Origin of the sequence: Pseudomonas bubulae, assembly GCF_037023725.1 — a bacterium.
In the GTDB taxonomy this organism is placed as follows: domain Bacteria; phylum Pseudomonadota; class Gammaproteobacteria; order Pseudomonadales; family Pseudomonadaceae; genus Aquipseudomonas; species Aquipseudomonas bubulae.
Genome location: NZ_CP146077.1, coordinates 4,125,324 through 4,147,897, shown reverse-complemented (window position 1 = coordinate 4,147,897; position 22,574 = coordinate 4,125,324). Strand labels below are relative to the sequence as shown.

General features: G+C 58.7%; 20 protein-coding genes. 14 read left to right on the top strand and 6 right to left on the bottom strand.

Annotation, left to right across the window (positions count from 1 at the left end; genetic code table 11):
• Positions 1 to 74: 74 nt before the first annotated feature.
• The gene (locus V6L81_RS19080) at positions 75 to 368 is read left to right on the top strand and encodes a hypothetical protein (RefSeq protein ID WP_095018947.1); all 294 of its coding nucleotides are present in this window, start codon (positions 75 to 77) and stop codon (positions 366 to 368) included.
• 131 nt (positions 369 to 499) lie between these two features.
• Here the strand turns inward: V6L81_RS19080 and V6L81_RS19075 are convergent, their stop codons facing one another.
• Positions 500 to 2,545, bottom strand: a complete 2,046-nt coding sequence (locus tag V6L81_RS19075) for a S9 family peptidase (protein ID WP_338660265.1) — start codon at positions 2,543 to 2,545, stop codon at positions 500 to 502.
• Positions 2,546 to 2,646: 101 nt separating this feature from the next.
• Between V6L81_RS19075 and V6L81_RS19070 the strand changes: the two genes are divergently transcribed.
• The 6 genes from V6L81_RS19070 (at position 2,647) to V6L81_RS19045 (ending at position 7,019) form a co-directional block, all read left to right on the top strand.
• Positions 2,647 to 3,141: an MFS transporter gene (locus V6L81_RS19070; protein WP_095002714.1), complete on the top strand. Its 495-nt coding sequence runs from the start codon at positions 2,647 to 2,649 to the stop codon at positions 3,139 to 3,141.
• A gap of 36 nt (positions 3,142 to 3,177) precedes the next feature.
• Entirely contained in the window at positions 3,178 to 3,954 is a 777-nt protein-coding gene (locus V6L81_RS19065; protein WP_095002688.1) for a class II glutamine amidotransferase, read from the top strand.
• Positions 3,955 to 3,966: 12 nt separating this feature from the next.
• On the top strand, positions 3,967 to 4,500 hold the full coding sequence (locus V6L81_RS19060; protein WP_095002687.1) for a DUF2937 family protein: 534 nt from the start codon (positions 3,967 to 3,969) through the stop codon (positions 4,498 to 4,500).
• Positions 4,501 to 4,648: 148 nt separating this feature from the next.
• Positions 4,649 to 5,401, top strand: a complete 753-nt coding sequence (locus tag V6L81_RS19055; protein WP_095026952.1) for a 5-oxoprolinase subunit PxpA — start codon at positions 4,649 to 4,651, stop codon at positions 5,399 to 5,401.
• Positions 5,398 to 6,102 (top strand): allophanate hydrolase subunit 1, encoded by a 705-nt coding sequence (locus V6L81_RS19050; RefSeq protein ID WP_095002685.1) that lies wholly within the window; start codon positions 5,398 to 5,400, stop codon positions 6,100 to 6,102. The genes V6L81_RS19055 and V6L81_RS19050 overlap by 4 nt, the downstream gene beginning before the upstream one ends.
• A complete protein-coding gene (locus V6L81_RS19045; RefSeq protein ID WP_095002684.1) occupies positions 6,099 to 7,019 on the top strand; it encodes a biotin-dependent carboxyltransferase family protein in 921 nt (306 codons plus the stop codon). The genes V6L81_RS19050 and V6L81_RS19045 overlap by 4 nt, the downstream gene beginning before the upstream one ends.
• Positions 7,020 to 7,128: 109 nt before the next feature.
• Here V6L81_RS19045 and V6L81_RS19040 read toward each other — a convergent pair whose 3' ends face one another.
• Together V6L81_RS19040 and V6L81_RS19035 are read right to left on the bottom strand one after the other, a co-directional pair.
• Complete coding sequence (locus tag V6L81_RS19040; protein ID WP_095002683.1) at positions 7,129 to 8,307, bottom strand: VWA domain-containing protein; 1,179 nt, start codon at positions 8,305 to 8,307, stop codon at positions 7,129 to 7,131.
• Between the two features lie 20 nt (positions 8,308 to 8,327).
• On the bottom strand, positions 8,328 to 9,173 hold the full coding sequence (locus V6L81_RS19035) for a MoxR family ATPase (protein ID WP_095021285.1): 846 nt from the start codon (positions 9,171 to 9,173) through the stop codon (positions 8,328 to 8,330).
• A 206-nt stretch (positions 9,174 to 9,379) separates the two neighbouring features.
• On the opposite strand from V6L81_RS19035, the gene cysK reads away from it, so the two are divergent.
• Both cysK and V6L81_RS19025 read left to right on the top strand, forming a co-directional pair.
• Positions 9,380 to 10,354: a cysteine synthase A gene (gene cysK, locus V6L81_RS19030; protein ID WP_095002681.1), complete on the top strand. Its 975-nt coding sequence runs from the start codon at positions 9,380 to 9,382 to the stop codon at positions 10,352 to 10,354.
• 221 nt (positions 10,355 to 10,575) lie between these two features.
• Positions 10,576 to 11,514 (top strand): aspartyl/asparaginyl beta-hydroxylase domain-containing protein, encoded by a 939-nt coding sequence (locus tag V6L81_RS19025; protein ID WP_088377780.1) that lies wholly within the window; start codon positions 10,576 to 10,578, stop codon positions 11,512 to 11,514.
• Between the two features lie 93 nt (positions 11,515 to 11,607).
• Here the strand turns inward: V6L81_RS19025 and V6L81_RS19020 are convergent, their stop codons facing one another.
• Entirely contained in the window at positions 11,608 to 12,504 is an 897-nt protein-coding gene (locus V6L81_RS19020; RefSeq protein ID WP_095002680.1) for a DMT family transporter, read from the bottom strand.
• A 143-nt stretch (positions 12,505 to 12,647) separates the two neighbouring features.
• On the opposite strand from V6L81_RS19020, the gene hrpA reads away from it, so the two are divergent.
• The 4 genes from hrpA (at position 12,648) to V6L81_RS19000 (ending at position 18,868) form a co-directional block, all read left to right on the top strand.
• Positions 12,648 to 16,559, top strand: coding sequence for an ATP-dependent RNA helicase HrpA (gene hrpA, locus V6L81_RS19015; protein WP_095018956.1), 3,912 nt, complete (start codon positions 12,648 to 12,650; stop codon positions 16,557 to 16,559).
• 217 nt (positions 16,560 to 16,776) lie between these two features.
• Positions 16,777 to 17,898, top strand: coding sequence for a beta-ketoacyl-ACP synthase III (locus tag V6L81_RS19010; protein ID WP_095018937.1), 1,122 nt, complete (start codon positions 16,777 to 16,779; stop codon positions 17,896 to 17,898).
• Between the two features lie 137 nt (positions 17,899 to 18,035).
• Positions 18,036 to 18,647 carry an RNA polymerase sigma factor gene (locus V6L81_RS19005; RefSeq protein WP_095002678.1) on the top strand — a complete coding sequence of 204 codons (612 nt, stop codon included), beginning with the start codon at positions 18,036 to 18,038 and terminating at the stop codon, positions 18,645 to 18,647.
• Complete coding sequence (locus V6L81_RS19000) at positions 18,641 to 18,868, top strand: anti-sigma factor (protein ID WP_095002677.1); 228 nt, start codon at positions 18,641 to 18,643, stop codon at positions 18,866 to 18,868. The genes V6L81_RS19005 and V6L81_RS19000 overlap by 7 nt, the downstream gene beginning before the upstream one ends.
• Positions 18,869 to 18,992: 124 nt before the next feature.
• Here V6L81_RS19000 and V6L81_RS18995 read toward each other — a convergent pair whose 3' ends face one another.
• Positions 18,993 to 20,285 carry a putative porin gene (locus V6L81_RS18995; protein ID WP_271350927.1) on the bottom strand — a complete coding sequence of 431 codons (1,293 nt, stop codon included), beginning with the start codon at positions 20,283 to 20,285 and terminating at the stop codon, positions 18,993 to 18,995.
• A gap of 258 nt (positions 20,286 to 20,543) precedes the next feature.
• On the opposite strand from V6L81_RS18995, the gene V6L81_RS18990 reads away from it, so the two are divergent.
• Positions 20,544 to 21,668 (top strand): GNAT family N-acetyltransferase, encoded by a 1,125-nt coding sequence (locus tag V6L81_RS18990; RefSeq protein ID WP_095021281.1) that lies wholly within the window; start codon positions 20,544 to 20,546, stop codon positions 21,666 to 21,668.
• Positions 21,669 to 21,685: 17 nt separating this feature from the next.
• On the opposite strand, the gene aqpZ is transcribed toward V6L81_RS18990, so the two are convergent.
• Positions 21,686 to 22,387, bottom strand: coding sequence for an aquaporin Z (aqpZ, locus tag V6L81_RS18985; RefSeq protein WP_095002674.1), 702 nt, complete (start codon positions 22,385 to 22,387; stop codon positions 21,686 to 21,688).
• Between the last annotated feature and the right edge of the window lie 187 nt (positions 22,388 to 22,574).

The window sequence follows — 22,574 nt, the reverse complement described above, 5'->3', positions numbered from 1 at the left end:
CATTGAGGGGGGCAAAAACCGCAGGTTACGAGTAGCCTGAGGGCAGACAAGCCGGTCTGGCAACGGAGTGATTGATGAAACGCACTATTCTAACGGCCATTGCAGGGTGCGCGCTCTTGATAAGTGCGGCCCAGGCAGCGGAATTGACCACAGTACCGATTACCCCCGTGACAGCCGCGCCGGGTTCGCCGGGCACCGCCACGCCAACCCCGTACCCGCAAATCACCCCGCGCGCCGTGCCCAAGCCTGTGGCCGGTAGTGGCAGCCTGATACCGCTGCCACCGATCGACCTGCCGCAGCCGCCCAAGGATCAGCCACTGCCGGGGCTGGAGCTTAAAGACCCGAAGGGCAAAAGCTCGCAGGATTGACCGTGCATCCACCGAGCTGATGCTTTGCCTTTGCGGGAGCGAGCCTGCTCGGGAACGATCTTCGCGAGCAGGCTCGCTCCCACGGTTACAGTATCTCTAACGGTTGAAGAGGGGTGTGATCGGCGGGGCTGTCAAATCCCCAGCACCTTGAACACAAATGCATATTCCAGCGCCACGTCGCGCAAGCCCTGATAACGCCCGCTCATGCCGCCATGGCCCGCCTCCAGTTCAGTCTTGAGCAACAGCAGGTTGTTGTCGGTCTTGCTGGCGCGCAGCTTGGCCACCCATTTGGCCGCTTCCCAGTACTGCACGCGACTGTCGTTGTACCCGGCAATCACCAGCATTGACGGGTAAGCCTGCGCGGTAACGTTTTCATAGGGCGCGTAAGCCTTGATCCGTTCATAGACCTCGGGGTCTTGCGGGTTGCCCCATTCGTCGTATTCGGTGACGGTCAGCGGCAGTTCCGGGTCGAGCATGGTGTTGAGCACATCCACAAACGGCACTTCGGCAATCGCTGCCTTGAACAGTTCCGGGCGCTGATTGAGTACGGCACCGATCAACAGGCCACCGGCGCTGCCGCCACTGATGACCAGTTGTTCGCTGCGGGTCAGCCCTTGGTCGATCAGGTGTTCGGCGCAGGCGATAAAGTCGGTGAAGGTGTTGTGTTTGTGTTCCTGCTTGCCCGCGCGATACCAGGCCTCGCCCAACTCGCCGCCGCCACGTACATGGGCAATGGCAAAGGCCACGCCACGATCAAGCAGGCTTAGACGGGCATGGGAAAACCACGGGTCAAGGCATTCGCCATAGGCCCCGTAGCCATACAGGTAGAGCGGCACAGGTTTGCCCAGCACATCGCGTTTGACCACCAGGCTGATCGGCACCTGAGTACCATCGGGGGCGGTGGCCCATAAACGATGGCTGACGTAATCATCGGCGTTGAATGGCCCCAGCACAGGGGTTTCCTTGAGAACGCTTTGCTCGCCTGTGGCAAGGGTCAACTGGCGCACTTGTGCCGGGCGATTCAGCGCCTCGTAGCGAAGGCGAATGTACTTGCTGTCAAATTCCAGGCTGTCTTGCACATACAGGCTGTAGGCCGCGTCCGGCAATTGCACGCGATATGGCGTCAGGCCGTCGGGGCGGATTTCGATAATGGGCAAGCCGCCCTCGCGCAGGCTCAGGCACAAGGCTTGGGCGTTGAGGGTCATGCCTTCCAGCATCACGCTGTCACTATGGGCAATCAGTGGCTGCCAGTCATTGCGTGACGGCACCTCGCCGAAGGCGTAATACAGGGCAAAGTTGATGCCGTCCTGATTGGTGCGGATAAACCACGCCCACTGGCCTTCAAACAGGCCGTGATCGACGCTGTAGTCGTGGTTTTCAACCCGTAGTGCCAGACAGCTGAAGGGCTGGCGCGGCAGGTTGGCGTCCAGCACCCAGGTTTCGCTGGTGGTTTTACTGTTAAGCAACAAAATCAGTTGCTGTTCAGAACTAGAGCGGTAGCAGTGCAGGAAAAACCTCCCGTCCGCTTCATGGAATACTTCATGGGCAGCTGTTTCGCCGAGGGTGTGGCGAAACAACTTGTGCGGACGATGGGTGTCGTCCAGCCCGGCGAAAAACAGGGTCTGGCTGTCATTCGCCCAAGTCATGCTGCCATCGCAGTCTTCAAACGGCAGCTCGGTGACCGTGCCGCTGCCCAGCTCTTTTACAAACAGGCGGTAGGTTTCTTCGCCGCTGGTGTCCAGGCTGTAGGCCAGGCGCTGGTGATCGGGGCTGATACTGAACGCCCCCAGAGAAATAAAGCCACCATCGGCCAATGCATTGGGGTCCAGCAACAAATGTTCGGCGTTCTCGTCCACCTGCTGGCTGTCATCGGCCGGGCGCGGGCAACGGTAGTGGCGGGCGTATTCATCGCCGGCGTTGGTGCGCGTGTAATACAGATACGGGCCCCAGGGGGAGGGCAGCGACAGATCAGTCTCGCGAATCCGTCCCTTGATCTCTTGAAATAGCGTCTCCCGCAATTCAGCCTGGTCGGCCAACTGCGCCTCCTGATAACTGTTTTCGGCTTTCAGGTAGTCCAAAACCTCGTCACTGTCGCGGTTTTGCAGCCACGAGTAAGGGTCTGAGCCCTCGATCTTATGTGCGATAGGAGCGCTGATTGGGGAGGCTGATTGGGTCATTGAGTGTGCTCTGAAATCTGCATGAAAAATAAGTGACGCTGACGGCGTTGCAGCCGCACTGCCTAAAAGCCGTTATCATAGCCTCTCATTGCCTGCCGACCATGGATACCATGACCGAGAACGACTATCTGATCGCCTGGGGCCTTTACGCCTTTGCTGCTTTGGGCTGCCTGCTCGTATGGTGCCGCATGACCCGCTTTATGTGGCGCTGGTTGCGCGAACCGTTGCGGGTATTAATGGCCGTGTTGCTGTTCAGCCCGACCATCATTGACCCGGTCAAGGAAAAATTTGCCCCTGCAGTGGCGATTGCTGCTCTGGATCTGGCCTTTAAAGTGGGCGACAACGCCTGGCGCGCGGTCTCTGACCTGCTGATGTACGCCATAATTGCACTGTGCGTTTACGCTATATTTGTGCTGATCCGCTGGCCGATCGAGCGCTCCGGCAAAGCCCGCAAGGCTCAAGCCGCCGCGGCCGCCAAAGCCCGTCAGGCCGATCCTGAAGACGACCAGCCTTTTGGCCCGGCCGGCGATGACCGTCATGTTCCAAAGAGTGCGCCGCGTGCATCGGGCCCGTCACGGGTTGAGCCGCGGTTGTAATTTTGTTTCGTCCAGCCTGAATGCGAGAGTGCGAGCGTGTGTGAATTATTGGGCATGAGCGCCAACGTCCCGACTGATATTGTGTTCAGCTTTACCGGCCTGATGCAGCGCGGCGGGCGTACTGGCCCGCATCGTGATGGCTGGGGCATTGCCTTCTATGAAGGCCGGGGCCTGCGCTTGTTCCAGGACCCTGCCGCCAGTTGCGACTCCGAAGTCGCCCTGCTGGTACAGCGTTACCCGATCAAAAGCGAAGTGGTGATTGGCCATATCCGCCAGGCCAACGTGGGCAAGGTGTGCCTGTCCAATACCCACCCGTTTGTTCGCGAGCTGTGGGGACGCAACTGGTGTTTTGCGCACAATGGCCAGTTGGCCGACTTTTCTCCGAGTACGAGTTTTTACCGCCCTATTGGTGATACCGACAGTGAAGCGGCGTTCTGTGACCTGCTCAACCGGGTCCGTGAAGCCTTCCCGGAGCCGGTCGACGTCGAACGCATCCTGCCGGTGCTGGTTGAGGCCTGCGCCGAGTTTCGCAGCAAAGGCGTGTTCAATTGCCTGCTCAGTGATGGCGACTGGCTTTTCTGCTATTGCTCGACCAAGCTGGCGCAAATTACCCGGCGAGCCCCGTTTGGCCCGGCGCGCCTGAAAGATGTCGATGTTATCGTCGATTTTCAGGCAGAGACCACGCCCAACGATGTAGTCACCGTGATTGCCACCGAGCCACTGACTGAAAACGAAACCTGGACACGCTACGAACCGGGCCAATGGAGTCTGTGGCGACGCGGTGAATGCGTCAGCCAGGGCATAACCGAATAAGGATGGGTGTGTATGTTCCTGAGCTACCTGCGGTTGGTATTGTTTACCCTTGGCCTGCTGATCGGTGTGCAAGTGCCGGGGTTTATCAATGATTACGCCAACCGTGTTGAAGCTCATCTGATCGAGGCCCAGACCGGGTTGGCGGGGTTCCAGAACACCGCCAACCAGTTTTTCAAGGGTGACCTGCAAGCGCTGGTGGCCCATTACCAGGCCAGCGATGACCCGGTTTTTCGCAGTGATGCCGGCAGCCTCGGCACCTTGCTCAACCGTCAACGCCTGCTTGATGAGCAGTTCCAGGCCATGCAGGGCCCGTGGTACATGCGCGCCCTGCAAGTGGCCTATGCGGCTGATCCGGCCATTCGCGAAGAAACCCTGAACGCCTACACCTACCAGGTGTTGTTGTCGCCGAGCGCCATTGGTTGGGCGATGGCGGGTGCCTTGCTGTTCTCCTTCATTATCGAAGGTTTCCTGCGGCTGGTGGACTGGGTCGTGCTCGGCGGCAAACGCCAGCGTGAGCGCATTGCCCGCCGCGAGCGCAGCTACTGACCCCGGGGGAATATCCCCTTTCACAAGAAATGTTAAGCAATCAAATTTTTCTTATGCCCGAGCCCGGCTTTTATTAGTTGGACGAATGGCCCGCGCCTGTCGAAAAATGCTCCTACCTAATCTATAAAAAGACCACAGGAGCATCATCGTGAGCCGCCTGTTATTGAATTGTGACATTGGTGAGAGTTTTGGCAGCTGGACCATGGGCCTGGATGCCGAAGTCATGCCGTTTATCGATTGCGCCAACATTGCCTGCGGCTTTCATGCCGGCGACCCGGGCATCATGCGCAAAACCGTGGCCCTGGCTGTGGCGCATAATGTGAAGATCGGTGCTCATCCGGCGTATCAGGATCTGGCGGGCTTTGGGCGCCGATCCATGAGCTATTCGGCGCAGGAAGTGCAGGATCTGCTGCATTATCAGATCGGTGCACTGGACGGTATTTGCCGCGCACAGGGTGTGCAGGTCAGCTATGTCAAACCCCACGGCGCGATGTACAACGACATGATGGCCAACCCGGTACAGCTGCGGGCAGTGGTTCAGGCTGTGGCCGCTTACGATTCCAGCTTGCCGCTCATGCTGATGGCCACGCGAGACAACAGTGCCGCCCAGGCAATCGGCGACGAGTTTGGGGTAACACTGTGGTTTGAAGCGTTTGCCGACCGCGCCTACGACAACGCCGGGCGGCTGGTCTCGCGACAACTACCGGGGGCAGTCCACCACGATGCGGATGTCATCGTGCAGCAGGCCCTGACCATTGCAGCGGGCAAGGCCCTGCTTGCCAGTGACGGCAGTGCCCTGCATTTGCACGCTGATACCCTGTGTGTGCATGGCGACAACATTAGCTCGATTGCTGCTGTGCAGCGTATTCGCGAAGCCCTTGAGCAGCAGGCGCGGGCATGAAGCCGCGTATCGAAGTGGTCGCCATCGATTGCCTGATGCTGCGCCTGTTTGATGAAATTGCCGAAAGCAACATGCCCTGGATACTGGCTGCCAGCGAGCGGATCCGCACCTGCTTTGCGGTGCATCTGATCGATCTGGTGCCGTCCTACACCACAATGATGGTGCATTACGACGGGCTGGCGCTGACCCCGGCCCAGGCCCGTGAATTGATCGCCCAGGCCTTGACCGACCTGCGCCCGGAAACCCGCAACCTTGGCCAGTGTCATGTGCTGCCCGTGTGGTACGACGTGAGCGTGGGCCCGGAACTGACGTTGCTGGCCCAGCGCGCCGGCTGCTCGGTAAGCGAAGTGATTCGCCGGCACAGTGAGCACGAATACCAGGTGTTTGCCCTGGGTTTTGCTCCAGGTTTTGCCTTTATGGGGCTGGTTGAAGAGGCTCTGGCCGCGCCACGCCTGAACACCCCGCGCAAGCGTGTGGCCAGTGGCAGCGTGGGCATTGCCGAGCGACAGACGGCAGCCTACCCGGCGCAATCCCCGGGGGGCTGGAACCTGGTCGGGCGTACGCCGAGCGCACTGTTTGATCGTGAACGTGATGGCTACAGCCTGATGCAACCCGGTGACAGGGTGCAGTTTGCACCCGTGTCCCATGCTGAATTTATCCGCCTGGGCGGTGACGACACGCCTCAGGAGGCCTTGGCATGAGCCACTTATTGATTCAGGCCAGCACTCCATTGTGCCTGCTGCAAGACGCGGGGCGTTTTGGCGTGCGGCATTTGGGCGTAACCCAGGGCGGCGCCGCAGACTGGCTGTCGATGGCCTGGGCCAACTGGCTGCTGGGCAATTCGCCGGATGCAGCGGTGATTGAAATCACCCTGGGCGGCCTGACCCTTGTTGCCAAGGCCGATTGCACTCTGGCATTGGCGGGCGCGGACCTGGCGGCCACCATTGACGGGCAGCCGCTCAAGCCCTGGCGCAGTTTTGTCCTGAAGCAAGGCCAGACCCTTGTATTTACCCGGCCGCTGAGCGGTGCTCGGGCTTATCTGGCAGCGCCCGCGGGCTTTGTTGCGCCGCAAGTGCTGGGCAGTTGCGCGACTGTCGCCCGTGAGCAGCTCGGCGGGCCGGATGGTTTTGGTCGCGGGCTGGTGGCAGGTGATGAATTGACGTACGCCGGGCATGCCGGGCAATTGCGAGAGTTGCCATGCGAACTGCAACCGGTATTCAGCGCCAATCCGGCGCTGGACGTGGTAATGGGCGCGCAAATGGGTGCTTTCAGCGGGCAAAGTACCTTCGATGCTTTCAACAGCGCCTGGACGCTGGACACTCGCGCCGATCGCATGGGCATCCGTTTGCTGGGGCCTGCGTTGGTGTATCAGGGCGCACCGATGATCTCGGAAGGGATACCGCTGGGCGCCATTCAAGTGCCGCCGGATGGCCAGCCGATCGTGCTGCTCAATGACCGCCAGACCATTGGCGGTTACCCGCGACTTGGCGCCTTGACGCCTTTGGCGCTGGCGCGACTGGCCCAGTGCTTGCCGGGGGAGGGCGTGCATATGCGTCCGACCACGCAGGAGGCGGCGCAACGCCAGCATGTGGTGTTTATGCGGCGGTTTGTGGCTTAGCGCCATTTATGTGGGAGCGGGCTTGCTCGCGATTCAGGCGGCGCGGTAAAGCAGGAACACCGCGTCGAACAATCGCGAGCAAGCCCGCTGCCACACTCACCGCGCTGAATTATTTGGCCAAAAACCGCATCCCTTCTTCCAGCCCTTCAAGGGTGAGCGGATACATGCGGTCTTCGATCAGATCACGTACGATCCCGATCGAAGCCGTGTAATGCCATGTGTCCTTGGGATACGGGTTAATCCACACCAGCTTTTTGTATTTCTCCATAAAACGCTGCATCCACTTGTAGCCCGGCTCTTCATTCCAGTGCTCGACACTGCCCCCGGCATGGGTGATCTCATAGGGTCCCATCGTCGCGTCACCGATAAAGATCACTTTGTAATCCGCGCCATATTTGTTCAGCAGGTCCTGGGTCGAGATGCGCTCAACCTGACGACGCTGGTTGTTCTTCCACACCGATTCATAGATAAAGTTGTGAAAGTAGTAGTACTCCAGATGTTTGAACTCGGTTCTGCACGCGGAAAACAGCTCTTCACAAATTTTGATATGGGCGTCCATCGAACCGCCGATATCGAACAGCAACAGCAGTTTGATATTGTTGCGCCGCTCCGGGCGCATCTGAATATTCAGCAACCCGGCATCGCGAGCGGTGTGGTCGATGGTGCCGTCGATATCCAGCTCATCCGCTGCGCCCTGGCGGGCGAATTTACGTAGCCGACGCAGCGCGACCTTGATATTGCGCGTGCCCAGCTCGACCTGATCATCCAGGTTCTTGTACTCGCGCTGTTCCCAGACCTTGGCCGCCTTGCCCTGACGTGCGCCAGCATCGCCCACGCGGATGCCTTCGGGGTGATAACCGCCCGAGCCGAACGGACTGGTGCCACCGGTGCCGATCCATTTGTTGCCACCGGCATGGCGTTCCTTTTGCTCTTCCAGACGCTGCTTGAACGCCTCGATCAGCTTGTCCAGCCCGCCCAGTGACTGCAGCTGGGCGCGATCTTCGTCGCTCAGCGAGCGTTCGAACTCCTTGCGCAGCCAGTCTTCGGGGATCAGTGCCTCCAGGTGTTCATTGAGGTTTTGCAGACCATTGAAATAGGCGCCAAATGCGCGGTCGAACTTGTCGAAATGGCGCTCGTCCTTCACCAGGATCGTACGGGCCAGATAATAGAACTCGTCCATATCGGCGAAGGTCACCCGGTTTTTCAGGGCGTTGATCAGGTCCAGCAGCTCACGCACTGAAACCGGCACCTTGGCCGCACGCATTTCATTGAACAGATTAAGCAGCATGCTTTTCGCCTTCTCGGAAATCAGCGATTGGGGCGGCGGCTCATAAACGCCAGGCGCTCAAGCAATTGCACATCCTGCTCGTTTTTCACCAGGGCACCGGCCAGTGGCGGAATGGCTTTGGTCGGATCACGTTCGCGCAACACCGCCTCGCCGATATTGTCGGCCATCAGCAGCTTGAGCCAGTCGACCAGCTCGGAGGTTGAAGGTTTTTTCTTTAAGCCCGGGACCTTGCGCACATCGAAAAACACATCAAGCGCTTCGCTGACCAGCTCTTTCTTGATGTTGGGGAAGTGCACGTCGACGATTTTCTGCAGCGTGGTGCGGTCCGGGAAACTGATGTAGTGGAAGAAGCAGCGGCGCAGGAAGGCGTCCGGCAGTTCTTTTTCGTTATTGGAGGTAATGATGATGATCGGGCGCACCTTGGCCTTGATCGTCTCGTCCGTCTCGTAAACGTAGAACTCCATCTTGTCGAGTTCTTGCAGCAGGTCATTGGGGAACTCGATGTCTGCCTTGTCGATTTCGTCGATCAGCAGGATGACGCGTTCTTCGGCCTCGAAGGCTTCCCACAACTTGCCCTTTTTAAGGTAGTTGCGCACATCGTGAACCTTGTCGACACCCAGTTGCGAGTCACGCAGGCGACTGACTGCGTCGTACTCATAGAGGCCCTGGTGGGCCTTGGTGGTTGACTTGATGTGCCAGGTGATCAGCTTGCAGCCAAAGGATTCAGCCAGTTGCTCGGCAAGCATGGTTTTACCGGTGCCGGGCTCGCCCTTGACCAGCAGCGGCCGCTCCAGGGTAATGGCCGCGTTGACCGCCAGTTTCAGGTCATCGGTGGCCACATAGGCGCGTGTGCCTTCAAACTTCATCTGCAATTCCTCAAACCATGACCCGGGTCCTGCAAGGGGCAGGGCGGGAGAACTGAAAAGTATGTCCGACTATAACGCGCTGCCCGCCTGACGTGAACGCAGACGCGCCATTCAGTCCCAGAATGAGGCGTCACGCCATGACTGGACGCATGTCAGCGTGAGGCCTACCCTTGGGATCTTCCCAAAAGGTGCACAAGGACCCCGCCATGAGCCGCATTTATGCAGACAACGCCCAATCCATCGGCAACACGCCTTTAGTCCAGATCAACAGCATTGCGCCGCGCGGCGTGACCATCCTGGCCAAGATCGAAGGCCGCAACCCCGGTTATTCAGTTAAATGCCGGATTGGCGCCAACATGATCTGGGATGCCGAAAGCCGTGGCGTACTCAAGCCGGGCATGACCATCATCGAGCCTACGTCGGGGAACACGGGGATCGGCCTGGCGTTTGTCGCAGCGGCGCGTGGTTACAAATTGATGCTGACCATGCCGTCATCGATGAGCATCGAGCGGCGCAAGGTACTCAAGGCGCTGGGTGCCGAGCTGGTCTTGACCGAGCCGGCCAAGGGCATGAAGGGCGCGATCGACAAAGCCGCAGAAATTCAGGCCAGCGACCCGGCCAGGTATTTTATGCCGCAGCAGTTTGAGAACCCGGCCAACCCCGCGATCCACGAAAAAACCACCGGCCCGGAAATCTGGAACGACACCGATGGCGGCGTTGATGTACTGGTGTCTGGCGTCGGCACCGGCGGCACGATCACCGGAGTTTCACGCTACATCAAGCACACCCAGGGCAAGCCGATTCTGTCGGTGGCCGTCGAGCCCATCACCTCGCCGGTGATCACCCAGGCGTTGGCCGGAGAAGAAATCAAGCCTTCACCGCACAAGATCCAGGGCATCGGTGCCGGTTTCGTCCCCAAAAACCTTGATCTGTCGATCGTCGACAAGGTCGAACTGGTCAGCGATGACGAATCCAAGGCCATGGCCCTGCGCCTGATGCAGGAAGAGGGCATCTTGTGCGGTATATCCTGCGGTGCAGCGATGGCCGTGGCGGTGCGACTGGCGGAAACCCCGGAAATGCAAGGCAAGACCATCGTCGTGATCCTCCCCGATTCGGGCGAGCGTTATCTGTCGAGCTTCCTGTTCAGCGACCTGTTCAGCGAGCAGGAATTGCACCCGTAACATTGTGCGGGGGGTGGCGCGCCCGTTCCCCGCAGAGTTTGTGCAACTGACTCAAATCAAGTGGCTAATGCCCAAGTTTCTGAATAATCAGCCTGCTGTTGCGTAAGACTTAATACTGATTATTTGGATTCGTGGGTTTTGTCCTACGCCTGTAGTGTTTATCATGGCCTGCTGCTACATCGGGCTATTGATGCTGCACGGTATTTTTGAGGAGTTGTTGCATGACCTTATCCTTCGCCATCAAGGCAGGGCTCATACTGTTATTTGTCGGCAGCATTCTTTACGTGCACCTGCGCGGCAAGGCACGCTTGCCGGTGTTGCGCCAATTCGTCAACCACTCCGCGTTCTTTGCGCCCTACAACGCCCTGATGTACCTGTTCTCCGGGGTACCGTCCAAGCCGTACCTGGACCGCAGCAAGTTCCCCGAGCTGGATGTGCTCAAGGACAACTGGCAAGCGATCCGCGAAGAAGCCATGCACTTGTTCGATGAGGGCTATATACGCGCCGCCGAGAAGAACAACGACGCAGGCTTCGGTTCGTTCTTCAAAAAGGGCTGGAAGCGCTTTTACCTCAAGTGGTACGACAAGGCGCTGCCATCTGCTGAATTGCTGTGCCCCAAAACCGTTGAATTGGTCAACAGCATCCCCAACGTCAAAGGTGCGATGTTTGCCCTGTTGCCGGGCGGTAGCCACCTCAACCCGCACCGCGACCCGTTTGCCGGATCGCTGCGTTACCACCTGGGCCTGTCGACCCCCAACTCCGACGCTTGCCGCATCTTTGTCGATGGCGAGGAATACGCCTGGCGTGATGGTGAAGACGTGATGTTCGACGAGACTTACGTGCACTGGGTCAAGAACGAAACCGATATCACCCGCGTCATTCTGTTTTGCGATATCGAGCGGCCATTGACCAGCCCGCTGATGACCCGTATCAACCGTTGGGTCAGCGCGCAACTGGGTAAGGCGACTGCGCCGCAGAACCTGGACGACGAACGCGTTGGCGGGATCAACAAGGCCTACGCCTGGAGCAAAACCTTCAGTGACCGTTTCAGTGGCGTGGTCAAACAGTGGAAGCGCCGCAATCCCAAGCTTTATCGTATCGCCCGGCCGATATTGGCGGTGCTGGTACTGATACTGCTGTGGCGCTGGTTGTTTGGCTGATTGCATCAGACACAAAAAACCGCTCTCTCGAGAGCGGTTTTTTTTGGATTTTTTTATGTCAATTGCCTGCCAAAACCCCACCACGGCATGTGATTATTTGGACGCTGCCATTGCCCCGGGCTTGAGCACCAGCCACAGCGCCACAGCGATCAGCAGACCTCCGTACAGGTGCGCCATCGACAGCGGCTCGCCCAGAAACAGCGCGCCCCACAGCACGCCAAACGGCGGGATCATAAAGGTCACGGTCATGGATTTGACCGGGCCAATGCTGGTCAGCAAGCGGAAGTACAGGATATAGGCAAACGCCGTACACACCAGCCCCAGACCCAGCAACGATAACCAGACACTCGTCCCGCCCCAACTGACCGGTGGCTGATTGATCACACTCAGCCCGAACAGCGGCAGCAGGAACAAAGTAGCCCCGAGCATACTGCCCAGTGCCGAAAGACGAGGGTCGAGACCGCCTTGCTGATCCAGCCAGCGGCGTGCCAAAAAGCCGGCAAATCCATAAAAGGTGGTGGCCAGCAGACAGGCGAGGGCGCCCATCAGCAAGTCCAGATTGAAAGCAACCGGCCCGGCACGGGTCAAAATGCCTACACCGAGCAAGCCCAGAAACACCCCGGCCATTTTGGTCAGGGTCAATTTTTCGCTGAAAAACAGACCGCCGATCAATACGCCCATCAACGGTGTGGTGGCGTTGAAAATCGATGAGTAACCGGCAGGCAACACCTGGGCCGCCACCGAATACAGTGTGGCCGGTACCCCGGAGTTGATAACCCCCAGTATCAGGATTACCTTGAGTTTGCCGCCGAAATCCCAGCGCACGCGCATCAGCGCCAGAATCACTACCAGACCGGTTGCTGCGATGGAAACCCGGAAAAAAGCTGTCGGGATGGTCCCGAGTACCGGTGCAATGATCCGCATAAACAGAAAGCTGGCGCCCCAAATGCCTGCCAGCGACAGCATGCGCAGCAAATCGACAAGTCTCACGGGATTTTCCTTACAAGTTTCAAGGCGGGCAGTGTAGGGGATGCAGCGGACAAGACAACGCGCTAATTCCTACAGATTCGTGCATGAGCGTCCAAATCTGCGACAATCCGCCCCCTGCATTTACGAAGAATTCTGCGCACCTGATGACTGACGAATCGCCTGCTATCGACCAACTGTTGAAAAACCTCGATCAAGCCATGATTGCCGACCGCCACAAGCTGCGCCGGCAATTGCATGAGCTGCGCAAAAAGCCTGACGACGCCAAGCTGGCCGCCTGGGCCGAGCGGGTGCAGGCGTCGTGCGCGCAGGTGGCAGCGCGGGCGGCCAGTGTGCCGCAGGTTCGCTATGACGAAAATCTGCCGATCGCGGCCAAGCGGGACGAGATCAAGGCCGCGCTGCTCAAGCATCAGGTGCTGATCCTGGCCGGTGAAACCGGCTCGGGCAAAACCACCCAGTTACCGAAGATCTGCCTTGAAATCGGCCGTGGGCAGCACGGCCTGATCGGCCATACCCAACCGCGGCGCATCGCCGCCCGCAGTGTGGCCAGCCGGGTGGCTGAAGAGCTGGGCACGCCGCTGGGTGCGCTGGTCGGCTATCAGGTGCGGTTTGAGGATCAGAGCGATTCCAATACCCTGATCAAGCTGATGACCGACGGTATCCTGCTGGCCGAAACCCAGCACGACCGCTATCTCGAACGCTATGACACGATCATCGTCGACGAAGCCCACGAGCGCAGCCTGAACATCGACTTTTTGCTCGGTTATCTGAAGATCCTGCTGCCCCGTCGTCCCGATTTGAAGGTCATCATCACCTCGGCAACCATCGATCTTGAGCGTTTCTCCAAACACTTCAATGACGCGCCCATTGTCGAAGTGTCGGGCCGTACCTTTCCGGTCGAGACCTGGTATCGCCCGTTGACCTCCCAGCAGGACGAAGAGGGCAACAACGTTGAAGAAGACCTGAGCGTCGACCAGGCCATTATTGCCACCCTGGACGAGATTGCCGCGTTCGAGCGCAGTGAGCGTAAAAGCCCCGGCGATGTGCTGGTATTTTTACCAGGCGAGCGGGAAATCCGCGATGCCGCCGACATGCTGCGCAAGGCGCAACTCAAGCACACCGAGATCCTGCCGTTGTATGCGCGGTTGTCGCCTGCCGAACAGCAGCGGATTTTCCAGTCGCACCCGGGCCGCCGTGTGGTGCTGGCCACCAACGTAGCGGAAACGTCATTGACTGTGCCGGGCATCCGTTACGTGATTGACAGCGGCACGGCGCGCATCAGCCGATACAGCTACCGGGCCAAGGTCCAGCGCCTGCCGATAGAAGCGATTTCCCAGGCCAGCGCCAACCAGCGCAAGGGCCGTTGTGGCCGGGTCGAGCCGGGTATCTGCGTGCGCCTGTATGCCGAAGAAGACTTTAACGGTCGCCCGGAGTTTACCGACCCCGAGATTCTTCGTACCAACCTTGCGGCAGTCATCCTGCAAATGCTGCACCTGCGCCTGGGCGAAATCACCGCGTTTCCGTTTATTGAGCCGCCGGACGGCAAGGCAATCACCGACGGTTTCAATCTGCTGCAAGAACTGTCGGCGGTTAACCGCGAAAATCAGCTCACACCGCTGGGCCGTCAGTTGGCCCGCCTGCCGGTGGACCCGCGCATGGGCCGTATGTTGCTCGAAGCCGCCAAGCTCGGCAGTTTGCAGGAAGTATTGATCGTCGCCAGTGCGATGTCGGTGCAAGACCCGCGTGAACGTCCGCCGGAACGTCAACAAGCGGCAGATCAGGCCCACGCGCAATGGAAAGATGTCGACTCTGACTTTGCCGGTCTGATCAACGTATGGCGCGGTTTTGAGGAGCAGCGCCAGGCGCTGACGGCCAGCCCGCTGCGCAACTGGTGTCGCAAGAACTTCCTCAACTACCTGCGGTTGCGCGAGTGGCGTGATTCCCACCGTCAATTGAGCCTGATCTGTCGCGATATGCAGCTCACGGTCAATCAGGAACCGGCCGATTATGCAAAACTGCACAAGGCGGTGCTGTCGGGGTTGCTGAGCCAGATCGGGCAAAAAACCGAGGACGGAGATTACCTCGGGGCGCGCCAGCGGCGGTTCTGGATCCATCCGTCTTCGGGGCTGGGTAAAAAGCGTCCGCAGTGGCTGATGACTGCCGAGCTGGTAGAAACGACCAAATTGTATGCGCGGATGGTGGCCAAGATCGAGCCGGACTGGATCGAACCGCTGGCCGGGCATCTGGTGAAAAAGAACTACTTCGAGCCCCATTGGGAGAAGAAGCGCGGGCAGGTGGTGGCCTATGAGCAGATCACCCTGTTCGGCCTGATCGTGGTCGGTCGCCGTGCCGTGCATTACGGGCCGATTGACCCGGTGCTGTCCCGCGAGCTGTTTATCCGTGAAGGGCTGGTGCGTGGCGAAATTCAGTCGCGGGCCAAATGCCTGACGGCCAACGCGCAGTTGCTTGAACAACTCGACGAACTGGAGGCCAAGGCCCGGCGCCGTGACATTCTGGCGGATGAAGAAACCCTCTACGCGTTTTACGACGCTCGCCTGCCGGCCGAGATTCATCAGACCGCGACATTTGACAGCTGGTATCGGGTCAACAGCCAGAAAGATCCACAGTTGCTGATCATGCGCGAAGAAGACGTGCTGGCCCGCGAAGCCACCGAAATCACGGCCATGCATTACCCTGACACTTTGCATCTGGGGGATTTGACCCTGGAGCTCAGCTATCACTTTGAACCCAACCACCCCCGCGATGGCGTGACGGTCAAGGTGCCAGCGCCGCTGCTCCCGGTTTTGCCGCCGGAACGTATGGAGTGGCTGGTGCCCGGCATGATAGAAGCCAAATGCATCGCCCTGGTGCGCAGTTTGCCCAAGGCATTGCGCAAAAACTTCGTGCCGGTGCCGGACTTCGTCAAGGCCGCGTTGCAGCGCATGGAATTTGCTGAGGGATCATTGCCACAAACCCTGGGCCGCGAATTGCTGCGCATGACCGGCGCTCGGGTGAGCGACGAGGCCTGGGCGCAAGCCGCGCAGCAAGTTGAAAATCATCTGAAGATGAATATCGAAGTGGTCGACGCCGACGGCAAGTTTCTCGGCGAGGGTCGTGATCTGGCCGAATTGACGGCCCGCTTTGCCCAGGCCAGTCAGGCAGCACTGGCCGTACCGCAAACCGCGAAAAATCAGCAGCCGGTCGAGGCCAAGGTGTTTGCCCCGGTGGCGGAGAAAACCCAGCAGAAGATCGCCGGGCTGTCGATGACGGTTTACCCGGCGCTGGTGGAAGAGGGCAATACGGTCAAGGAAGGGCGCTTTTCTACCCCGGCCGAGGCTGAGTTCCAGCATCGCCGTGCGTTGCAGCGTTTGCTGATGCAACAACTGGCGGAACCGGCGAAATTTTTGCGTGGCAAGCTGCCAGGGTTGACTGAGCTTGGCCTTTTGTACCGCGAATTGGGTCGGGTCGAGAGCCTGGTGGAGGACATTCTGCTGGCCAGCCTCGACAGCTGCATCCTGGAAGGCGAGGCGGTACTACCCCGTGATGGCGCGGGGCTGGCATCGCTTGCCGAGCGCAAGCGCGGAGCCTGGACCGAACATGCGGAAAAGCTGGCCAGACTGACGCTGGAAATCCTCAAACTGTGGCATGGTCTGCAAAAACGCTTCAAGGGCAAGATCGATCTGGCCCAGGCGGTGGCGTTGAATGACATAAAGCAGCAGCTGAGCCATCTGGTGTACCCGGGTTTTGTGCGCGAAACCCCGGCTTTGTGGCTTAAAGAGTTGCCGCGCTACCTCAAGGCGATAGAAATGCGTCTTGAAAAACTGCCGGGCCAGGTGCAAAAAGACCGGGTCTGGAGTGGTGAGCTGAGTGGTTTGTGGGCGCAGTACCAGGCGCGTGCGACCAAGCATGCGCAGGAGGGCAAGCGCGATCCGCAACTTGAGTTGTACCGCTGGTGGCTGGAAGAATATCGGGTGTCGTTATTCGGCCAGCAACTGGGGACCAAGGTGCCGATTTCGGACAAGCGCCTGAGTAAGCAGTGGAGTTTGGTGGAGGCTTGAGCCTGCAGTCCTGTGGGAGCGGGCTTGCTCGCGATGCAGGCGACGCGGTCATGCATTTGCACCGTGTTGCTGCAATCGAGAGCAGGCCAGCTCCCACGGGGGATCACTGCAAGATCCGTAAATAACGCCAAATGCTGGCATTTATGGCAAACTTCGCGGCTATCCGTACCTGAAACGATTTCAATATCTTCTGCTTGAACAGAATAGAGGAACGATCGTGCATAACGTCGTCATCAGCGGCACCGGCCTGTACACCCCGGCCAACAGCATCTCCAACGAAGAGCTGGTGCAGTCTTTCAATACCTATGTACAACAGTTCAACGCGGACCACGCCGTGGCTATCGAGGCCGGTGAAATCCAGCCTCTGGCCGAGTCCAGCGCCGCCTTTATCGAAAAGGCTTCGGGCATAAAAAGCCGCTTTGTGATGGACAAGGAAGGCATCCTTGACCCGCAGCGCATGCGCCCGCATTTGCCGGAGCGCTCCAACGACGAAATGTCGGTACTCTGCGAAATGGCCGTTGGCGCTGCCAAACAAGCGCTGGAACGCGCGGGTAAAACCGCCGCTGACATCGACGGCGTGATCGTGGCCTGCTCCAACCTGCAACGCCCGTACCCGGCCATTGCCATCGAAGTGCAACATGCACTGGGCATTCAGGGTTTTGGTTTTGACATGAACGTGGCCTGTTCTTCCGCAACGTTCGGTATCCAGACCGCCAGCAACAGCGTCCAGTTGGGCCAGGCTCGCGCGGTACTGCTTATCAGCCCTGAAGTATGCACCGGCCACTTGAATTTCCGTGACCGTGACAGCCACTTTATCTTTGGCGATGCCGCGACCGCGATAGTGGTCGAGCGTGCCGACCTGGCAACGTCCGAACACCAGTTCGACATCGTCAGCACTAAACTGCTGACTACGTATTCGAACAATATTCGCAACAATTTCGGCTTCCTCAACCGTGCATCCGACGAGCCAGCTGACAGCCCGGACAAACTGTTCGTACAAGAAGGGCGCAAGGTCTTCCGCGATGTCTGCCCGATGGTGGCTGAACTGATCGGCCAGCATCTGCAGGAAAACCAGCTGGACGTGGCGCAAGTCAAACGTTTCTGGTTGCATCAGGCCAACCTGAGCATGAACCACCTGATCGTGCGCAAGCTGTTGGGCCGCGAAGCTTCGGTCGAAGAAGCTCCGGTGATTCTCGACACCTATGCCAACACCAGTTCGGCCGGTTCGGTGATTGCCTTCCACAAGTACCAGGACGACTTGCCAAGCGGTTCGCTGGCGGTGCTCAGCTCGTTCGGTGCCGGCTACTCGATTGGCAGCGTGATTCTGCGTAAACGCTAAGGTCACAGCTGGTTTGTGGTGGGAGCGGGCTTGCTCGCAATACAGGCAGCGCGGTCTGACAGGCAAACTGCGGTGATGCTATCGCGAGCAAGCCCGCTCCCACACAGAAAAATCACTTTCCGGTTGCGGAGACCTGCATGGCAACTGTTGACGACGCTGACCTGCTCAAACGTCTGCTTAACGGCGAGCAACAGGCCTTCCGCGAGCTGGTCACTACCTATCAAGGTGCCATGCGCGCTGTGGCCTATGCGATCGTCGGCAATCGCCATGCTGACGAAATCGTTCAGGACGCCTGGCTGTCAGTGGTGCGCAACCTGTCCGGGTTCGAAGGCCGTTCGAGCCTGAAAACCTGGCTGCTGACCATCACGGCCAATGCGGCGAAACAACGCTACAAGCAAAATCGTCGTGAAGTGCTGCTCGACGATTTGCCTTCGCCCCACGGTACTGTCGACGATGAGCGGTTTTCCAGCGATGGCCACTGGTTGCTTGCCCCTTATTCCTGGCATCAGGACAGCCCTGACGCATTGCTCAGCGAAGATGAGTTGCGCGAATGTCTTGAGCAAACGCTCCTCAGTCTGCCGCAGTTGCAGAGCAGTGTGCTGGTGTTGCGCGAGCGCCAGGGGCTCGAACTCGAAGAAATTTGTAATATTCTTGAGATATCGCTCTCTAATGTCCGGGTGTTGATACATCGCGCCCGACTCAAAGTCTTCGCGACCGTGGAACATTTCGAGGAAACTGGCGAATGTTGACCTGCAAACAGCAAGTAGCGGTCTCAAGTGACTATCTGGATGGCCAGCTGAGTTTTCGTCAGCGGTTGTTGGTACGCCATCATTTGCTGTTCTGTCCGAACTGCAGGCGTTTTATCAGGCAAATGCGTTTGTTGAGGGGCACGTTGCAAAAACTTCCCGAACCGCCACCGGAGGATCTGGAGCAGACGGTTGAGCGAATGATGCGCGAGCAGTCGCGCTGATGGCGGGGCATGAACGAGAACACTGTCGGTGGATGTGATGGGGGCCGACGGCATCCTCGCTCTGCTTTTACGGCACAAAACGCTGAATGACTTCAGCGTTTTGTCTATTGAGTAAACCTTTCTTTTAGAACTTGGCTTCCAGGTCCAGCTGCAAGGTGTTGGCCTTGGCATCTTTCTGGGTGGAGGTCGCGTAGTCGGCCTTGGTCAGGAAGTAGGTCACGCCGACACCGAAGTTCTTGTCGATTTCATAACCCACTTTGAACTTGTGACCGCGGGAACCGGTAGTACCGTTGGCGAAGTCAGAATCGGTGAAAGCGCCGACCACGGCGTTACGCTGAATATCGCGGTAGTTGTAGTCCAGGCTGAAGGCGTTGAGCTTGGATTTGAAACCCACCAACCAGGCATCATCCTGATCGCTGTCGGTGGCAGCGTTATGCACGTATTGGCCGTACAGCGACAGCGGCACGGGCAGGTTGGCGATATCGACCTGGCCGAAGCCTTCGTACAGGCGGAACTCGTCAGTGCTGTTACCGTTGACGCCGAGTGCACATGGGGTGGTCTTGGTCCCGGTGGTCGGGCACTTGCTGTCCTTGTCGTTGTTGTAGCTGTAAACGCTGCCGCCCAAGGTCACTTTCAGGCTGTCGGTAGGGGCGAAGCGAGCACCCAGCTGGCCGGCGTACAGGCTCAGGTCGTGCTTGAATTGCACGCCTTCGCCGTCAACGTTGTCCTTGAGGGTGTAGTAACCGGCGCTACCAAACATTTCGACGCCGCTGTTGCCCAGATTGTGTTTGTAAGTGGCGGCCAGACCTTCCGGGTTGATATCGCTATCCCAGATTACATCGCCCATATTGACCCACGGCTGTGGCATCTTGCCGGCAATCAGGTGCAGGTCCTTGACGGCGGTCGGGTGGTAGTCGATGAACGCCATGTCCAGCCACAGTTGCTTCTTGTCGAAGTAGTTGTCCAGATCCTGGTTGGTGGAACGTGCATCGTCACCGCCGCCAGTGGCGATACGGATACCGGTATTCACCTGCGGGTTGATTTCGGTATAGGCGCCCAGGCGAGCACGAATACGTTGGCGGTCCTTGTTCTTGCCATCGGATTCGCCGTCGATCTTGACGGTTTCCTGACGAACCCGTACATCCCCCTTGAGTTCGGTTTTGGCGGCCCAGGCGACTTTCTGTTCGAAGGCACTGAGATCGGATTTTTTCACCTGATTGGCGGCAGCTTCTTGCTTGGCTTGATTCTCACTGGCGAGTTCAGTTTGCAGCTCGGAGTACTGTGCAGGCGAAATAGAGCCGTTGGCTTTTAGCATTTCGAGCAGTTTGGCATCGACCGCAGCGCTGGCCGGAACGCTCATGGCCAATACCAGGCCACCACACAGTCCCGCAGCAACCCGTGTAGATACAAGACGCATTATGAATCTCCCAGTGCTGAGATGGCCCTAGCCACCCCAAGAAAAATCGGCCCTTTACGGGCTCACGTTAACGAGGCTTGGCGTGTCATGAGCGTGTTGGCAAACAGGTCGCTCATAACCCCGTGTTCTAAGAAGCGGCGTCAGTATCGCGGGTGGATATGACAGAAAAGTGGCAGACTGATAGCAAGTCTGTGACAGTGAAGCGATTCAGTGGTTGGGTGATACCATCGCGTCTACGCCGCGCCTTGAGGACTATTAATGCCGCTTCAACGACTCGACAGCCTGTCCACCATCCCCGCCCATGAATGGGATGCGCTGGTGCCGGTGGCCCAGCCTTTTTTGCGCCATGCCTTTCTCACTACCCTGGAAGACAGTGCCAGCCTGGGCCCGCATTCAGGCTGGCAGCCCGAGCATTTACTGCATTATGAAAATGGGCAGTTGCAGGCGGCGTTGCCCAGTTATCGAAAATGGCATTCCTACGGTGAGTACGTGTTCGATCACGAGTGGGCGCAAGCCTGTGAGCGGGCAGGTATCGAGTACTACCCCAAGCTGCTTGCGGCAGTACCGTTCAGTCCGGTCAGCGGCCCCCGGTTGTTGGCCGCCCGTGCCGAGGACGGGCTTGAGCTGCTGGCGGCCTTGCCCGGTTATCTGCAGATCGAAGGGTTGTCCAGCGCCCATATCAATTTCACCGACCTGCTCGCCGATACGGCGCTGGCGCAACAACCCGGCTGGATGCAACGGCTGGGTTGTCAGTTTCACTGGCAGAACCGCGGGTACCGGGACTTTCAGGATTTTCTCGATGCCCTGAGCTCACGCAAGCGCAAACAGATGCGCAAAGAGCGTGAGCAAGTGGCAGGGCAGGGGTTTGAGTTTGAGTGGCTGGAAGGCCAGCAGGTGAGTGAAGCGCAATGGGATTTTGTCTACGCCTGCTACGCCAACACCTATGCTGTGCGACGGCAAACGCCGTATCTGACCCGGGATTTCTTCAGCCTGCTGGCCGAGCGCATGCCCGAATCGATTCGCGTGGTGCTGGCCAAACAGGGTTCGACCCCGGTTGCGATGGCGTTCAGCCTGATCGGCGGCGACAGTCTCTATGGTCGCTACTGGGGATGTCTTGGCGAGTTTGACCGCCTGCATTTCGAGACGTGTTTCTACCAGGGCATGGATTACGCTATCGCCCACGGTATCAGGCGTTTTGATGCCGGTGCTCAGGGCGAGCACAAGCTGATTCGCGGCTTTGAACCGGTGATCACACACTCATGGCATTACCTGCGCCATCAGGGCTTGAAGGCGGCCGTAAGTGACTTTTTGCAGCGTGAGCGGGTCGGTGTGCTGGCGTATGCTGAAGAGGCGAGGTCGGCGCTGCCATATCGGCAGGCCTGACCCTCGCGTCCGGCCGTTTAGCTGCCTTCCTTGCCCAGCCAGCGATAGACCAGTGCGCCAATGGCCGCACCCAGCATTGGCGCCAACCAGAACATCCATAACTGCTGAAGCGCCCAGCCGCCTACGATCAGCGCCGGGCCTGTGCTGCGCGCCGGGTTGACCGACGTGTTGGTCACCGGGATCGAAATCAGGTGGATCAGCGTCAGCGCCAGGCCGATGGCCAGAGGGGCGTGCCCCGCGGATACCCGTTTGTCAGTGGCGCCCATGATGATCAGGATAAACATGGCGGTCATGGTGATTTCACAGATGAGCCCCGACACCATGGAGTAGCCACCGGGTGAGTGGTCGCCATAGCCATTGGCTGCGAGCCCGCTGGCAGCCAGATCAAAGCCGGGTTTGCCACTGGCAATCATGTACAGGAGCCCGGCAGCAATCACACCGCCGAGGATCTGGGCAATGATGTAGGCAGGCAGTTCTTTTGCAGGAAAGCGTCCACCAACCCACAAGCCGAAAGACACGGCCGGGTTGAGATGGCAACCACTTATATGGCCGATGGCAAAGGCCATGGTCACCACGGTCAAGCCAAATGCCAGAGCCACCCCCAGCAGGCCGATGCCGACATCAGGAAACGCGGCTGCGAGCACAGCACTGCCGCAACCGCCCAATACCAACCAGAAAGTACCCAGCAACTCAGTGACGGAACGTTTGAACAAGGTCATGGAGGAGATCCCGGATGGATAAATCCATCGAGCAATTGAAGCGGCGTTGCCTCCTGCGATTTACTACAGGATTCTCCCGAATCCTTTACTAATTACAGCACTCGCCGATTTTTTTTCCAGTGCCATAAAAAACGCCAGCCCCCTTTGAAATCGGGGGCTGGCGTTGTGCTCCACGCGCTTTGCAGTT

Coding starts and splice junctions, on each gene's coding strand:
- V6L81_RS19075 (WP_338660265.1), bottom strand. CDS start 2,545: ATGACCCAATCAGCCTCCCCAATCAGCGCTCCTATCGCACATAAGATC.
- V6L81_RS19080 (WP_095018947.1), top strand. CDS start 75: ATGAAACGCACTATTCTAACGGCCATTGCAGGGTGCGCGCTCTTGATA.
- V6L81_RS19050 (WP_095002685.1), top strand. CDS start 5,398: ATGAAGCCGCGTATCGAAGTGGTCGCCATCGATTGCCTGATGCTGCGC.
- V6L81_RS19005 (WP_095002678.1), top strand. CDS start 18,036: ATGGCAACTGTTGACGACGCTGACCTGCTCAAACGTCTGCTTAACGGC.
- V6L81_RS18990 (WP_095021281.1), top strand. CDS start 20,544: ATGCCGCTTCAACGACTCGACAGCCTGTCCACCATCCCCGCCCATGAA.
- V6L81_RS19060 (WP_095002687.1), top strand. CDS start 3,967: ATGTTCCTGAGCTACCTGCGGTTGGTATTGTTTACCCTTGGCCTGCTG.
- V6L81_RS19025 (WP_088377780.1), top strand. CDS start 10,576: ATGACCTTATCCTTCGCCATCAAGGCAGGGCTCATACTGTTATTTGTC.
- V6L81_RS19000 (WP_095002677.1), top strand. CDS start 18,641: ATGTTGACCTGCAAACAGCAAGTAGCGGTCTCAAGTGACTATCTGGAT.
- aqpZ (WP_095002674.1), bottom strand. CDS start 22,387: ATGACCTTGTTCAAACGTTCCGTCACTGAGTTGCTGGGTACTTTCTGG.
- V6L81_RS19045 (WP_095002684.1), top strand. CDS start 6,099: ATGAGCCACTTATTGATTCAGGCCAGCACTCCATTGTGCCTGCTGCAA.
- V6L81_RS18995 (WP_271350927.1), bottom strand. CDS start 20,285: ATGCGTCTTGTATCTACACGGGTTGCTGCGGGACTGTGTGGTGGCCTG.
- cysK (WP_095002681.1), top strand. CDS start 9,380: ATGAGCCGCATTTATGCAGACAACGCCCAATCCATCGGCAACACGCCT.
- V6L81_RS19040 (WP_095002683.1), bottom strand. CDS start 8,307: ATGCTGCTTAATCTGTTCAATGAAATGCGTGCGGCCAAGGTGCCGGTT.
- V6L81_RS19070 (WP_095002714.1), top strand. CDS start 2,647: ATGGATACCATGACCGAGAACGACTATCTGATCGCCTGGGGCCTTTAC.
- V6L81_RS19035 (WP_095021285.1), bottom strand. CDS start 9,173: ATGAAGTTTGAAGGCACACGCGCCTATGTGGCCACCGATGACCTGAAA.
- hrpA (WP_095018956.1), top strand. CDS start 12,648: ATGACTGACGAATCGCCTGCTATCGACCAACTGTTGAAAAACCTCGAT.